6 protein-coding genes are annotated in these 16,048 nt (G+C 70.6%); 3 read left to right on the top strand and 3 right to left on the bottom strand.

Annotation, left to right across the window (positions count from 1 at the left end):
* Position 1: 1 nt before the first annotated feature.
* Positions 2-7,804 carry a ricin-type beta-trefoil lectin domain protein gene (locus GVV04_RS13190; protein WP_161687956.1) on the bottom strand — a complete coding sequence of 2,601 codons (7,803 nt, stop codon included), beginning with the start codon at positions 7,802-7,804 and terminating at the stop codon, positions 2-4.
* Positions 7,805-8,242: 438 nt separating this feature from the next.
* Here GVV04_RS13190 and GVV04_RS13185 point away from each other — a divergent pair, with 438 nt between their 5' ends.
* Positions 8,243-11,419 carry a DNRLRE domain-containing protein gene (locus GVV04_RS13185; RefSeq protein WP_161687954.1) on the top strand — a complete coding sequence of 1,059 codons (3,177 nt, stop codon included), beginning with the start codon at positions 8,243-8,245 and terminating at the stop codon, positions 11,417-11,419.
* A gap of 78 nt (positions 11,420-11,497) precedes the next feature.
* On the opposite strand, the gene GVV04_RS13180 is transcribed toward GVV04_RS13185, so the two are convergent.
* Positions 11,498-12,043, bottom strand: coding sequence for a GNAT family N-acetyltransferase (locus GVV04_RS13180; RefSeq protein ID WP_161687952.1), 546 nt, complete (start codon positions 12,041-12,043; stop codon positions 11,498-11,500).
* A gap of 145 nt (positions 12,044-12,188) precedes the next feature.
* Between GVV04_RS13180 and GVV04_RS13175 the strand changes: the two genes are divergently transcribed.
* Entirely contained in the window at positions 12,189-13,790 is a 1,602-nt protein-coding gene (locus GVV04_RS13175) for a phytoene desaturase family protein (protein WP_161687950.1), read from the top strand.
* 63 nt (positions 13,791-13,853) lie between these two features.
* Here the strand turns inward: GVV04_RS13175 and GVV04_RS13170 are convergent, their stop codons facing one another.
* A complete protein-coding gene (locus GVV04_RS13170) occupies positions 13,854-15,416 on the bottom strand; it encodes a Rieske 2Fe-2S domain-containing protein (protein ID WP_161687948.1) in 1,563 nt (520 codons plus the stop codon).
* A gap of 326 nt (positions 15,417-15,742) precedes the next feature.
* Between GVV04_RS13170 and GVV04_RS13165 the strand changes: the two genes are divergently transcribed.
* On the top strand, positions 15,743-15,964 hold the full coding sequence (locus tag GVV04_RS13165) for a DUF2631 domain-containing protein (protein ID WP_161687946.1): 222 nt from the start codon (positions 15,743-15,745) through the stop codon (positions 15,962-15,964).
* Positions 15,965-16,048: the final 84 nt, after the last annotated feature.

Genomic DNA, 16,048 nt, shown 5'->3' with positions numbered 1-16,048 from the left:
CTCAGTCTTCGCCGGTTTGGATATTTATCTTGATTCCTGGGAATTGGGCTTTAAACTGATCGATCACGTCGCCACAACTTGGGCAGACTCTCCTTTCCGAATAAAGATTGATGGTGCCAGTGGAATTCGGATTTAAACCTTGAGCTAGATCCTCGAACAAAAATACCTCAGAGTCGAGGGTGCGCGATGGATTTGGTGCGGTGAACATCCGAGTGGCAGGCATTCCGACTTCCCCTGGATTTACATGGCCGCCGCTCGTTGCAATAGTAGTCCTCGGCGCAGCGCCATCGATTGCAGCCTCCATAGCCGCAATGTTCTTTTTTGCAGCAATTCCCAATCCACCGTTGGCGTTTGCTCGATGATCTGCCACTACGCCGGAGAGGCCGCAGTTGTGGACCAGGGCAGCTTGGTTGCCCGCCAGCACATAGTACGTGTGGATGTTGGAGACGGTGAGGTTGTGGACGGTGGCCCCGGGGCTGGTCCAGCGGTCGATCGCCGTGATCTGCACGAAGGTGCCGGCGCTGGTCTGCAACCACTGCCCGGATCGCAGGTCGGTGGCGTCGATCCACTCGTCGATCTCCGGGACCCAGAACGGGTGACCGTCGGTCGCCGTGACCTCGGCGGTGTCCGAGCCCTGCTCGCCGTCGGTGTCGACGGTGACCTTTACCAGGTGCTTGACGCCGTCACCCTTGATCGCCGCGGTGACCGTCTGCACCTCGGTCCGACCCGTCTCCGGGTCCGTGGCCATGACCTTGTCGCCAGGCTTGACGTCCTCGATCGCCTTGGCGGAACCGTCCGCCATGAGGACCTTCGTGCCGGGGACGAAGCTGTTGGTCTTGCAGGACTCGCCGCCGCCGTCAGCAGCCTTGCCGTCGCCGCCGCCACCGCTCGTGCCGCCCTTGCTGCGCGAGGCACCGCCCGTGGAACCGCCCGGCTTGGAGTCTCCCTTGCCGCCGCCACCGGCACCCTTGCCGCCAGCGCCACTGGAAGCGGCCGAGGACGCCTTCGGGCTGCTCTTGGCCTGGGCCTGCTTCTGGACCGGGTTGCCGGTCTTCCTCGTGGCGTTGGACGCCTTGTTGCTGGTCGTGTTGATCTTGTCGGCGGCCTTTTTCTTCGCCGCCTGCGCCGCCTTCTTCGCCCGCTCAAGGGCCAACTTCTTCGCGTTGACCGCCGCGGCCTCCGCCGCCTTCGCCGCCGCCAGGACGGCCTCGGCGACCTTCCGCGCCGTCTGCCACGCCTGAATAGCGGCAATCGTCCGGTTGACCGCCCGCAACACCGCCGGGATCTTGCCGAGCTTCGCCCACGGGATCGCCCCGATGATCAGGCTGCCGCACGCCCACATGTCACCGCCGAAGCAGTTCATCGCATCGGTGATGCCGATGAAGTCCTTCAACATCGACCACGCCGCATCGAGAACCACCGACATGAGCGAGCGGCCCATGTTGGCCTGCGCCTCGGAGACCTGCGCCGCCGACAGCCCCGCACCGGCCAGCGCCGCCGCCATCTCCGAGGCGTTCAGCGCCACCGACAGACCCGACGGGTCCGAGTGCGTCACCGGGTTGTTGTGGGCGTACGCGTACCCGTTGGCCTGCATCGGGTCGGTCAGGTCCAGGACCGGGTCGGCGGAGAGGAACCGCCCCACCACCGGGTCGTACAGACGCGCACCCAGCGGGGTGTAGCCGGAGGAGTCGTCGCGGACCGCGCCGAGGAACCCCGTGTTGGTCTGCATGTTCACGCCGACCGGTGCCGCACCACGCCGGTTGCCGAACGGATCCTGCTTACTGATCCGAATGGTCATCCCGCCGCTCTGTACGACCTCCGCGTACGGGCTCCCCTGATGGTCACTGGTAAGGGCGATGAGACTGGACACTGCGGTGCCGGACGAGTGGCGCATGATCGCGCCGCCGGGGGTGGCGTACGAGCGCTGGCTGCTGACCAGCGCGCCGCCCTGCTGGGTGGTGACCTGGGCCTCGCCCAGGTTGAGGGTGGCCTGGCGGCCCTGCACGGTCAGGAGGCGGTTGCCGCCGGGCCCGTAGATGTGCCGGGTCTCGTTCTGGGCCTCCCACTGCTGGGCGGGGGCACTGGCGCAGGCCATCAGCACGATCGGGGTGGAGTTGGCCGTGGCGGCGTCCTTGACGGCTGCGCAGAGCCCGGAGGCGGGGTGCCGGAACTGGCCGGTGGAGGTGCGCTCAAGGTGCTGAGCTGCCGTGCCGGAACACTTTTGGATCGCCAGCGCCGACGCGGCGGTATTGGCCGCCGGCTGGACGCACCAGTCGCCATGGATGGAGAGGGTGCCCAGGTTGGCGTTGGTCTGGCCCGGGGCCGGGGTGAAGGACCACCTCTGCGCGGGCCCGCCGTTGCACGAATAGAGCTGGATCGGCTGGCCGGCCGCCCCGACGGAGTGGTCGAGGTCCAGGCACTTGTTCGCGAGACCGACGTACGGGGTCTTGCCGCCCCCGCCCTGGCCGGCGATCCGCTCGACCTGGCCGTCGTAGGTCCAGGAGAGCGTCTGCTGGTCGCCGTTCTCCACCGAGGTGACGGACTTCGTCTCGCCGGTCAGCTCGTAGAGCCGCTCGGCGGCGGCGGTGACCGCGGCACCGGCCGGGGTGACGTAGTTCTTGGTCACCTTCGTGAGGGTGCGCGGCTGACTGCCGTCGGCCTTGCCGTAGGCGTACGTGGTGGTGGCGTCCTTGGCGGTCGCGCCGGTGAGGTCCTTCTCCACCAGCTTCTTGCGGTTGCCAAGGAGGTCGTACTCGTACTCCTGCCAGTAGCCGGCCTTGTCGGGCCCCGCCGCGACGTTGACGACGCCGCCCGCACCGAGGGGGCCGGCGGCGCAGGAGGTCTGATCCGTGGCCGTCCAGGCCGTGGTCAGCTGGCCGAGCGCGTCGTGCCGGAAGCACTGCCGCTCCTCGATGCCGACCGAGCTCTCCCGGATCGCGGTGACGTTGCCCGTGTTGTCGTACGAGTAGGAGCGGTTCGAGACGAGGTTGCCGCCGACGATGGTCTTGTCGCCGGACTGCTCGCGGTAGACCTGCTGGCTGTTGAGGGCGCCGCTGGCGTCGTCGTAGGTGGCCGTCGTCCACACCCGGTACGGCTGGGCGCCGAGGGTGGAGCGCAGCACCTGCCCGTACGGCGAGTAGACGGTTTCCGAGCCGTACCAGTCCTTGCCGGACACCGACAGCGGCAGGCCGTCCTTGGTGTAGCGGACCAGGATCTTCTCCGCCGGCAGGCTGCCGACCGCCGGCAGGCTGCTCGACTCCATCAGGCCGGCGTCGGTGTGCGTGTAGCCGTACGTGTAGGAGCTGTTCAGGCCCCACGTGGTGGCGATCGTCTGCGGCAGCGTCAGGGTGGTCGACGTCGGCTGGTAGTCGCTGGTGTAGCCGCCGACCGACTGGGTGTAGGGCAGGCCGTCGGTGTAGCGGGTGGCGGTGGCGGGCAGGCCCTTGCCACCGGCGACCGAGTCGTAGGTGAACTGGGACAGCAACGTGCCGGCGGCGTCGCCCAGCCGCTGCTGGGTCGGCCGGGACAGCTCGTCGTAGCCGTTCCAGACGGTGACGTTGCGGGCGTTGGTGGAGGTGAGCTGCCGGTCCCGGTGGTCGTACGTCATCCCGGTGGTGCCGCTGTCCGGGTCGGCGGTGGTCACCATCCGGCCGCGCTGGTCGTAGGTCCAGGTCCACGGCTTGGTAGGTGCCGCGGAGTGGGTGGCCTTCGCGAGCTGGCCGCGCGCGTCGTACTCGTACCGCATGGTGGTGAACTCGGTGCGGCCGGCGTCGGTGAAGGTGTCGACCCGGGTGGTCCGGCCGAGGGCGTCGGTGTACAGCCGGTAGGAGGCCGCCCCGGTCGGGTTGATCACGGTGGAGTGGTCGGTGCCGTACGTGTAGCTGGTGCCCCGGGCCGGCTCGTCGACCCCGCGCAGGACGGGCGTCTCCTTGAGCACGCGGCCCAGGCCGTCGTAGGTGTAGCGGGTCGCGTTGGGCACGCCGACCGGGTTTTCCGGGTCGGCCAGCGGCGTGAAGAGGGTGCCGGTGGGGCCGCCCCCGGCGAGGTAGGCGTTGTTGGTCTGCCACACCTCGCCCGAGCTGTTGTAGAGCGTGTCGGTGATCAGCCGGCCGCCGCCGGTGGCCTCCTCCTGGCTCTGCCGCTCACGGCCCAGGCCGTCGTAGAGCGTGACGGAGGTCTGCATCCGGTTCTCGTGGCCACGGCTGAAGGTCGTGACGTACGGCGGCTTGCCGGGCGGGGTGGCGTACTCGGCCCGGAAGTCCGGAGTCGACGAGACCGACGGGGTGCGGCCGGCGGCCCAGGCCTCGACGAGGCGGCCCAGCGGGTCGTACCTGGCCTCGCTGACCCGGTCGTTGAGGTCGGTGGTCTTGACCGAGACGGCGCGGCCCGGGTCCAGCTCCTGGATCTGCCGGTGCCCGAGCGAGTTCTCCTCGGTGACCGTGAAGGCCTGTCCCGTGGCCGGGCCGTAGGTGATCTTTGAGGTCTTGGCGTCCGGGTCGGTCTTGGTGACGACGCGGCCGATGGCGTCGAAGCCGGTGGTGCCGCCGGACTGGAAGCCGGAGCCGTCGCCCTTCAGCGACCACGTCTGGGTGGCGAGGCCGCGGGTGGTGGCGGCCAGGGCCACGCCGTACGCCAGGCCGTCGTAGGCGACCCGGCTGGCGGAGCTGAGCGTCGTCAGGGTGTCGAAGGTGGCGGCGGCGCACGTCGTCGGGCTGACGCGCCCCTGCTTGGTGAGGCCGATGATGTTCTTGTCGATGTGGTGCAGGTACTCGACGAACGTGCAGGACTCGTCGCCGGTCCTGCCGGTGTCACCGAGGGACTCGATGTGTGTGGGCAGGCCGTACGTCGCCTCGTAGGTGGTCTTCGTCTCGACGGTGCGCAGGGTGCGCGCGTCGTCGCCGGTGCCCGAGGACCTGGTGTAGGAGACCTGACCGGGCTCGGTGACCCGCCAGGCCTCCAGCGGGGACAGGCCGTCGTCGCGGGTGCGGCTGGCGAGGAGCTGCGCGGCGGGGCGGGTGACGCTGCGGGTGAGCCAGCCGGTCTCGGTGTCGTCGTTGGCGTTGGCGTAGGTGAGTTCCTCGGCGACCCGCCCGGCGAATGCCTCCCTGTCCTTGGCGATCTCGACGCCAGCGACGTCCTTCATCGACACGGTGTCGCCCATGCCACGGAAGTAGCGGGTCACCGACTTGGTACGCCGGCTGCCGATGTCGGGATCGTCCGACCCGGTGAGCACGGCGGTCCGCTCGACGCCGGCAAACTGGGAGTAGGTGCGGGTGGCCTTCTTGGTGAACTCCTGCTCGGCGAGCCGCCACCCCGGGTTGTCGTAGCTGTACTGGGTGATCGAGCTGAACGCGCCGTCGACGTTGGGCAGCTCCTCGATGGACTGCACGACGTACTTGTGGAACCAGTCGATGTCCTCGACGGCCGGGTCCGGGTGCCAGTAGCTCGGGTAGCAGAACCGGTTGTTCGCCTTCAGCTCGGCGGTGTCGCTCTTGCCCGGCAGGCCCGTGCCGGTCTTGCAGTCGCCGGTCGGGGGTTGGTAGGTGACGACCGTCTCGCCGCCGTACTCGTTGATGACGCGGCCGACGCGCAGCCGGGAGAAGCCGGGACGGTTGTCCCGCTTGACGCGGTTCGGCATGTCCTCGGCGTTGGCCTCGAAGCGCACCGGGTTGAGGGTGATCTTCGCGTCCGTCGTGCCCATTCGGCCGTAGCCGGTACGGGTGACCGACTCGAGCCAGAGGGCGGTGTTGGGGCCGGTCCGCAGGACCGGGAAGGACTGCTTGAGCTGGTACTCGTCCACGACCTGCCGAGCGGCGGTGTCGGTGCGCCGCTGCGTCGACGTGGTGATCTTGTCGAGCCGCTTGCGGGAGAAGAAGGACGGTCCGGCGTTCCAGCACTTCTTGCCGGACTCGCACCGCAGGTCGGCCGGGGTGTCGTACCAGATGCGGTACTTGTTGGGGTTCTTGTCGGCGAAGTTGGCGTCGCTGCAGGTGAGCGCGCCCTCGTCGTAGCAGCGCTCGGCCACCGAGAAGTTGACCCGGGCCAGCGCGGGAGTGGCGGCCGAGAAGAGGCTGCCCGCGCGCTGGCCGTAGTCGATGCGGGTGAGGTAGCCGCCGCGGTCGTACTCGACCGGGGCCTTGAAGTTGAAGTTCCGGGCGTAGTAATTCTTCTCCTTGGCCCACCACATGGTCATGGCGTTGCCGTGGATGTCCTCGATGTAGTCGAGCGACCACCGCCAGGCCTGGGCGCAGTGCGAGCCGGCCCAGTCGTTCGCCTGGTAGCAGGGCTCGTCCGGGTGGTTGCCGTAGACCGGCACGGTCAGCACCGAGTTGGTGACCGGGTCGTCGGCGGCGGTGCCGTTGTCCGACCAGCCCGGCAGGCGGTGGCGGCCGAAGTGGTAGCGGGTGCCGTCGCGGGTGGTGACGACCCAGTACTCGCCGTCGGCGTCGCCGTTCGCCAGGCCGGTGTCCTTGATCAGTTCGATCTTGGAGCCGTCGCCGTTCGCGGTGAACCACGAGTTCTTGGTCTGGTCCCAGACCAGCTCGGTGGTCGAGCCGGCGAGGGAGAGCGTCGCGTTGTTCGAACCCCAGCACAGGTCGGCGGTGCGGTGCCCCGCGTTGTTCGCGCCGGCCTTCTTCGAGTCCTGCCGGCAGTTGGCGTAGCTGCGGGTGATCGCCCCCGCGTTGTAGTCCCAGCCGTCGCCGATCCAGGAGGCCTGGTTGTTGCTGGCCGAGGTCCGCCCGTCGACCGACTGGGAGGAGTACGACAGGGCGACCTTCGGCATCAGGCCGCCGGCGGTCTCGGGCACCTGCACCTGGTACGAGTAGGTGAACGCGCCGGACGAGGAGCCCGCCGCCCAGGAACCCGAGGAGAGCAGCGGGGTGGCGGTGAAGTCGCCGCCGGCCGAGGCGCCGGTGTCGAGCACGCCGACGACGTTCGCGCCCGCCGCGGCCGTGGCAGAGGACCGGGCGCCCGGCCCAGCCTGGGCCTCGCGCAGCGAGCCGACGGGGACCTTGCCGGTGACGATCCGGCGGGTCGAGGCGTCACCCTCGGCGGCGGCGCTCTTGCGTGCCTTCTTGGCGGGGACCAGCGTCACCTCGCTGGGCACCGCCCGGGCGGCGGCCGGCGCGGTCGGGGCGCTGCCCTCCAGGGCGCAGTCGCCGGTCTCGGGGGCGTCGTAGACGCAGTCCGGCAGCAGCATGACGCCGAACCGGTCGGCGGCCTGCGGGCCGTAGAGGTCGGTGAAGGGCGTGTAGTCGACGCTGAGCGCCACCTCGGCCGCCGGATCGGCGGTCGTCGGCGGCGTGATCTTCATGATCAGGCCGGAGAGCCCGGCGTCCTGGGACGCCTCGGGGGCGGCCAGGTCGACGGTCCAGGTGCCGGCGAGCGCGGTCGGGTCACCGCCCTCCGGAACGCCCAGGGCGACCGGCAGGTCGTCGACCGGCCTGGTCGCGCCGGCCGTGACGCCGGTCAGGTCGACGGTGCCGCTGTCCTGCTGCCACGGGGTGACGGCCACGGGCGCGTACGGCACCACCGGGACCGGGTCCGCGGTGGTCAGGTCCTTCTCGGCGTTCTCGTCCTGACCGATCCGCGCGGTCTGCGGGACGTCCGGCAGGTTCACCTGGTTGCGGGTCATGCCCGCCCCGGGCACCGCCAACGCCTGGGTCGGCAGGCCCGTGGCGACCAGGGTCGTCGACAGGAGCAGCACCAGTGCCGTACGAGCCCGACGCGGGCGGGGATGACCTGAACCCGTACGGGTCAGGCGGCCAGGCCACCGCCGGGAAAGCAAACCGGTACCACGCATATGCGTCGACTCCCAGGCGCGAAGACGTGAAAGAGAAGTGCGGAAGGACCGCAGAGCACACACCGGAGGGCATGTGCGTGAGCACTCTGCGTCAGGGGGCGTCGGACCTCAAGGCTGCGGAGCGTAATCATGGCGTAACGGAAGTGATCTATGCCACGGCGCGATCCCGACAAAGATTCACCATGCCGTCTTTCTTCCCACAATGGACTGGACCGATTTGTCCGTCATGGGGGCAGTGAAAAACTTTCGCAAGACAAAATTCCCGGCATAACGGGCGACACGTTCGGTTATGCGTAACAGATTCATAACGGCGAACGGGATAGACGGGAGCCGCTACCAACGTGCATCGTGTGGCCGCGTTCTGCCCTGCGGCCCGCCCGAACGGGGCTGCTTGCTGTGCCCGCCCTGTCCGATCGGTCCCCACGGGAGTAGACCGCCTTGACCGCGCCTCGCCTGCTCAGCCCATTCGTGCGTACGCGCGCCAGGCTGGCCCTCACCCTGGGCCTCTTGCTCGCCGTACTCATCGCCGCGCCGCTGCCCTGGTGGCTCGGGACCGACGACCCTCCGAAGGCACCCGCCGCCGCACCGGCCGTCCCGGCCAGGGACGAGGCGGCCGCCAGGATCGAAGCCGTCCGCACCGGCAAGGAGGTGCTCGTGGACACCGCCACGACCGCCACCTCGCTCACCTGGGCTCTCCCCGGTGGAAAGCTGCGCAGCACGATCCACGCCGTGCCCCAGCGGGTCGTCGACGCCGAGGGGCGGTGGTCGGCCGTCGACACCAAGCTGACCCGGGCCGAGGACACCCCCGGCGGCCTCGACGTCCGCCCGGTCAACCCGCCCGTCCCGGTCCGCTTCTCCGCCGGCACCGCCGACGGGGAGGCCACCGCCGGCGGCACCAGCGCCCGCGCCGGCGCACGCGCCGCCGCGAGCGTGCTGGCCGAGGTGGACCTCGACGGTCACACCATCGCGTACACGTGGCCCGGCGCCCTGCCGAAGCCGGTGCTCGACGGCCCCCGCGCCCTGTACCCGGAGGTCCTGCCCGGGGTGGACCTGCTCGTCGTCGCCCGCGACGCGGGCGGCTTCGGGCAGCTGCTGATCGTCAAGAACCGCACGGCCGAGACGATCGGGGCCCTCAAGAGCCTCGCCTACGGCCTACGATCCTCGACGGCCCTCTTCCGCCACGACGCGACCACCGGCGGCGTGCGCGCCCTGGACCGGGCCGGCGGCGAGGAGATCGGCTCGATCCCGACCCCGTTCGCGTGGGACTCCGCCGGTCGGGACCCCGAGGCCCCCGAAGCCGCTCCCCGCACCACGACGGCCACCCCCGCCGACGTGCTGAAGCTCTCCGGGCTCGCCGGCAGCGAGCCGGGTTCCCGCCAGGCCCGGATCCCCACCCGCCTCGACGGCGACGGCACCGGCGACGTTCGCCTGCACCTGGACGCCGCCGCCACCGGCCTGCTCACCCGCAAGGACGCGCTCTTCCCCGTCTTCCTCGACCCGACGCTGATCAGCGGCAAGCAGGCCTGGGCGACCGTCTACGCGCAGCACGCCAACACCAACACCTGGAACGGCACCAACTTCAACACCGGGACCACCGACGCCCGGGTGGGCTACGACGAGGACACGCCGCTGAAGGCCCGCTCCTTCTGGCGCATGGGCTTCAGCAGCAGCTACAAGGGCGCGACGGTCAGCGAGGCCAGCTTCAAGGTGCTCAACAACCACTCCTGGAACTGCACCGCCCGCGAGATGCAGCTCTGGCTCACCGGCGCCATCTCCTCCGGCACCACCTGGAACAAGCAGCCGGCCTGGCGGGAGGAGCAGCAGCGGAAGTCCTTCGCCTACGGCTACGGCAGCAACTGCGCCGACGACTACGTGAGCTTCAACGTGAAGGTGGGGGCACAGCAGGCCGCCACCGAGGGCTGGCCGAACATCACGCTCGGCATGCGCGCGACCAGCGAGTCCGACACCCTGACCTGGCGCAAGTTCCAGGTCAGCACGGCCCAGTTGACCGTCGTCTTCAACAGCACCCCCAACGAGCCGACGGGCGGCAAGGTGACGCCCGGCGGCGCCTGTGTTCCCGGCACCGGTGCGGGCGCGACGGTCGCCAAGACCAACCTCGTCCTGTGGGCGAAGGGCACCGACCCCGACGGCCCCTCCGACCTGAAGGGCCTGCGTTTCCGCTTCTGGAAGGACGGCGCGGCGGTTCCCGCGGGCACCCTGGTCACCACCATCAGCACCGGCCCCAACGCCGGCACCGCCAGCCTGACGATTCCCGCCACCACCCTCGTGGACGGGGCGTCCTACTCGTGGGACGTGCGCTCCGAGGACGTCTCGAACGCCGAGTCCTCGTACTTCCCGCCCGGCACCGCGGCCTGCCGCCTGACCGTCGACGCCTCCGCCCCACCGGCCCCTGTGGTCGAGAGCGACGTGTTCAAGGAGGCCACCGCCGACGGCGCGACCTGGGCGACTGTGACGTTCGGCCAGACCGGCCCCATCACCTTCAAGGCCGCAGAAGCGACCCAGTTCAGCTACTCCTTCGAGAGCGTCGGCACCACCTACGTGCCGGCCACCAACGGCATCGCCACGGTGCCCGACCTGAGGCCGCGGCACGCCGGCCCCACCACCCTGCACGTGTACGCCTACAACGCGGTTGGCAACCGGAGCGTCCGCACCGACTACGCCTTCTACGTCCCGCCGGGCAACACGGCCGGCTGCCCCGCCGGCGTCTCGACCGACTGCGCCGGCGACACGGGCGGCGACGGCATCGCCGACCTGCTCCTCATCACCGCCGACGGCAAACTCCGCAACTACGCCGGTGACGTGGACGGGGAACTGTACGGGTGGCTCGAAGCGTCCTACAGCGCCGAGCACGGGCTGAACCCGCCGGGCCACTGGTACGACCCGGCCACCGACAAGGCCGCGCTGATCGCCAAGCACTCCGACGTGTACCCGGGCGACGGCATCACCGACCTCTTCGCCCGCACCCCGGACGGCGGCTTCTGGCTCTACCCCGGCGACGGGTACGGCAGCTTCGACGTCGACCAGCGGCTGCGGGTCCTCCTGCCCGCCAACGCGCCGGCGCCCGCGACCTGGACGCAGCTCAAGGCTGTCGGCGACCTCACCGGCGACAAGCGCCCGGACCTGATCCTGCGCGCCGGCCCCGCGTTCTGGGTGCTGAGCGGCTACACCGGGGCGAGCTTCGCCGAGGCGACCCTGATGGAGGGTGTCTCCTGGGCCCGACGGGAGATCGTCAACGTGGCGGACATCGACCTGGACACCACGCCCGACGTGCTCTGGCGCAACCTGGACAACGGCAACATGTACGTCCGGCACGGAAAGCCGGGCCCGGTCGCGGGCAGCGTCAACCTGGACTCCTTCAAGTCGGCGGCCAACTCCCGCGACGGTGACGTCTCCTACGGCAACTCGTGGACGGAGGCGAACATCAGCGCGGCCATCGGCATCCCGGACGTGAACGGCAACCAGGTGCCCGACATCTGGACCCGGTCCGGAACGACCGGACAGATGTCGATCTACCACCCGTCCACGACCAACACCAACGCGCCGGTGAAGGTCGTCCTCGGGGAGGACTGGAGCGGCGTCAAGGCCTTCGGCTGATCGCACGGCGGTGACGGGCCCGAGCAGCCGCTGCTCGGGCCCGTCGCCCCGTTCCACCGGGCACGAGTCGCAGGCCGCTCAGGCTTCGGCGTGGAGCACGAAGGCGTCCACCTCCTCGCCGCCGTACCAGTCGGTGCGCCGGCCCACGTGCACCATGCCGAGGCGCCGGGCAACCGCCGCCGACGCGGTGTTGCCGGGCGCCACGACCGCCCAGACCCGCGGGGTGCCGGTCGCCAACTCCCGGGTCACCACCGCCCGGGCCGCCTCGGTGGCGTACCCGTGGCCCCACTCATCCGGGTGCAGGTGCCAGCCCACCTCGATGTCCTCGGTCAGCACGCCCTCGTCCCGGCCGGGCAGCGGCTTGAGCAGCACCGTACCGGCCACCACGCCGGTGTCGCGGACCTCGATCGCCCAGGTGCCGTACCGGTCGCCGTGGTTCGCGTGCCGCTGTCGCCACGCCGCGAGCCGCTCGGCCGCCTGCGCCGGGTCGGTCATCGGCAGGCCGGGCGCGTTCAGCCAGCGGGCGACCTCGGGCCGGGAGTAGATGTCGAAGATCCGGGCCAGGTCGGCCGGGTCGACGGTCCAGTCCCGCAGGACCAGGCGTTCCGTGGCGAGGATTCCCATGGCGGCGATCCTAATGAGCGGCGGACGCGGCCACCGGCCGGCGACGGACTCCCGCCGAAGGCCGCGCGGCGCTAGGCTGCCCGAGCATGAGCGAGCGCAGCGGTGATGTCCGCATGAGCGGGGCGAGCGCAACGGTGACAGCCGCATGAGCGGGGCAGGCGAGCTGCCGACCCGGGCCGACGTGGTGATCGTCGGGTCGGGGCACAACGGGCTGGTCTCGGCGATCCTGCTGGCCCGCGCCGGGCTGGACGTACTGGTGCTGGAGGCCGCCGACGTGATCGGCGGGGCGACCCGCACCGAGAACCCGTTCCCGAAGGTGCCGGGGCTGCGCCACTCCACCGGGTCGTACCTGCTGGGGCTGATGCCGCCGGAGCTGCTCGCCACGCTCGACGTGCGCATCCCGGTGCTGCGCCGCGACCCGCACTACTTCCTGCCCACCCCGGGCGGCGCCGGATCGCCGTACCTGCTGATGGGCAGCGACCACGCGGCGACCCGGCGGCAGCTCACGGAGTTCTTCTCCCCCGCCGACGTGGCCGCCGACGACGCCATGCAGGCCGAGCTGGCGGCCCTGCGCGACGACCTGGCCCCCGCCTGGCTGGCCGAGCCGCTGCCGGTCGAGGAGACCGCCGAGCGGCACGTCCGGCCCGCGCTGCGGCAGGTCTTCGTCGACCTGGTGCGCGGCTCGGTCGCCGACCACCTGGCCCGCTTCGACTTCCGCTCCGAGCTGCTGGTCAGCATGTACGCGGTCACCGACGGCCTGTCCGGGCTGAACGCCGGCCCGGACGACCCGGGCACCGGGCACAACTTCCTCGCGCACAACATGTGCAGATTGCCCGGCTCCGACGGCACCTGGATGATCGCCGAGGGCGGGATGGGTACGGTCTCGCGCACCTTCGCCGACGCCGCCCGCGCCGCCGGGGCCCGCATCCTCACCGGGACGCCGGTCGCCGCGATCACCCTCGACGGCGGCGCGGCCGGCGGGGTGACCCTGGCCGACGGCCGGCACGTGGCCGCCCGGGTGGTGCTCGGGGCCTGCGACCCGTACCGGCTGATCGACCTGCTGCCCGACGGCGCGCTGCCGGCGCCGCTGACCCAGCGGATGGCGGCGGTCCGCCGCCCCGGCACCACCCTCAAGCTCAACCTGGCGCTGACCGGGCTGCCCCGCTTCTCCTGCCTGCCCGAGGGCGCGCCGAGCCCGTTCGGCTCCACCATCCACCTGCTGCCCGGCTCGGCCTCGCTGGTCGGCGGTGGGGGCGAGCCGCCGATGGCGGCGCTGCGGGCGATGTGGGCGGACGTCCAGGCCGGCCGGCTGCCCGACGAGCCGACCATCGAGTGGTACCTGCACACCACCGTCGACCCGTCGCTGTCCGACGCCGCCGGCCACCACTCCTCGGCGCTGTTCGTCCAGTCGGTCCCCTACGAGCTGGCCGGCACCACCTGGGACGAGGCCCTGCCCGGGTACGTGTCGCGGCTGGTGGAGATCTGCGAGCGGTACGCCCCCGGCACCGCCGACCTGATCGCCGACGCCGTCCCGCTCCCCCCGCCCGGCATCGAGGCCCACTTCGGCATCACCGGCGGCCACATCCACCACGTCGACAACACGGTCTCCTTCACCGACCGGATGCCCTACGCCACCGGCGTCGACGGCGTGTACGCGGGCAGCGCCGGCTGCCACCCGGCCGGCAGCGTCATCGGCGCCGCCGGCCACAACGCCGCCCGCCGCATCCTCACCGACCTGGGGCGCTGACCCGTCCGTCCCACCGCCGACCCCGTCGGATCACGAACGGGTGGGCGGTGGGGTGGTGGCGGGTCAGGGGATGGGGGTTTCGGCGGTGGCGCGGTGGGCGCGGACCTTGTGACCGACGCTGGTCAGGCACCGGCCGCTGGGCAGGTCGAACTTCCAGCCGTGCAGCTGGCAGGTGAGCTGATCGCCCTCGACGATGCCGAACCGGGTCAGGTCCGCCTTAAGGTGCGGGCAGCGGCGCTGCACCACCCAGTCGCCGAGGGTGACGTCCTCCGCGTCGGTACTCCGCTCGTGCTCGTCGTACCAGCCCTCGGCGTACTGGAGGCGCTCCGTGGACAGGCACTTGAAGAAGGCGTACACGAACTCGTTGTACTGGCCGATCCGGGCGGCGGAGAACCGGCAGGACAGGAAGAGCGAGTTGACCCAGTCCACCTCGCCGATGTGCAGCAGGTGCTCGACCAGCGCCCGGTCGGTGCGGAACCGGTAGCGGACCTTCTCGTCGGCGTACGGGCGCACCTCCTTGCCCGGGAAGTCCACCACGATCGACTCGACGCTCTCGCCGTCGTAGCCGACCAGGTCGAAACGGACCGGACCGCCGACCCCCTTGGCCAGGTAGATCGAGTCCTCCAGCAGCGGCTCGATCCGGCGCTTCATCCCAGCCAGCACGTCGACCTCGGGGTGCCGCCAGGACGCCTTCTCCGCCTCGATGACGCCGCGCTTGCGCTCCCGCATCTCCTCCAGGTGGGCGACCTTGTTCGCGAAGAACTCCTCGATCGGCACCGGGTGGGTGGTCGTCGCGCCGTCGGTGGTGACCTCGGCGACGCTGCCGGGCAGCAGCACGATGCCGTTGGTGCCGCCGACCTTCGCGTACTCGGACAGGAACACCGACTGGTCGGGGAAGATGTTGCCCTCGTCGCCGTGGATGTCGTTGAACTGCCACAGCGCGTCGTCGAGGAAGCACGGCGGGCCGGCGATCGGGAAGACGTGGTCGGCCTTCAGGTCGGCGATGTAGCGCCAGGTGCGGTCGAACTGCCGCTCCCGCTTCTGCTTGCCGAACGCGGTCTTCGCCGACTGCGGCAGCTCGTAGACCATCGGATACCAGATCGCGCCCGAGAACTGGAGCATGTGCGCGTGCACGTGGCCCAGCTCGGTGAAGACGCTCAGGTCCGTCGGGCGGGCGTCGTTCTGGTTGAGCAGCCGAACCCCGTCGTACTCGACCCAGAGGGAGGAGTCGCCGATCGGGCCGTCGGTGGGGCTGGTCAGCGCCTGGATCATGATCTTGAGACCGCCGTCGAGCTCGACGACCTGCTCGTTCGGCGCCCGGAGGAACTTCGTGAAGCCCAGCTCCCGCAGCTCGTCCTCCATCTCCGAGGTGGGGAACTCGGGCAGCAGGACGGTGGCGTCCTTCGACACGTACCGCTTGAGGTGCGCCGCGTCGAAGTGGTCCCGGTGCAGGTGCGACACGTACAGGTAGTCGACCTGGCCGAGGGTTTCCCAGTCGAGCAGGGAATTGTCGGGGAACGGGAACCAGGACGCGAAGTAGGCGGGATTGACCCACGGGTCGCACAGGATGCTGCCCGCGGCCGTGTCGATCCGCATGCTGGCATGTCCCGTACCGGTCACTAGCACCGCAGTCCCCCTCAAAAAGGCAATCAAGGTGTACGCCAGAACGCTACCGGAGGCAGTGTCGTCGACAGCCCGCGACGCCGGTAGTGCCGTCCGGCCCGGGCCGGACGGCACCCGACGGCGGACGCACCCGACGATGAGCGACACCCGGCACCCGACGGCCGATGGTGGGCCGGATCCGGGCCCTGCGGCCGATCCGTCCCATCCCAGGCGGGCCGGCCCCAAGAGACGAGCCTGAGCTCCGGACACCGGGAAACCCCCACCGGACGGGGCCAGGCGCGGGGCGTGCCAGACTAACCGGAGATCCGATCGCGAGGGAAGGACCGACAGTGGCAGGAAGCGAGCCGGTGACGTCGCCAGATCAGCACAAGCCCGGGCACCGGAAGGCGGGGCGGATCGGCGCGGTGCTCTCCGCGCTGGCGTTGCTGGCGATGCTGTGCGGCAACCACGAGGGCAGGGTCGAGGACATCTGGCTGGTCGGCCTGGCCGTGCTGCTGCTGGCCGTTGTCATCGGCGACGCGGTGCTGCGGCGCAACGGCCTGCGCTCCTGACCACGACCGGCCGCCCGCCGACCCCGTCAGGCATCGAGGGCCCGTCACCCTGCTGAACAGGGGGCGGGCCCTCGTCGTACGTCG

It is taken from the genome of Micromonospora rubida, assembly GCF_009908295.1.
Classification (GTDB): domain Bacteria; phylum Actinomycetota; class Actinomycetes; order Mycobacteriales; family Micromonosporaceae; genus Micromonospora; species Micromonospora rubida.
The sequence above is the reverse complement of the archived record's forward strand: the minus strand, read 5'-3'. Positions and strand labels throughout refer to the sequence as shown.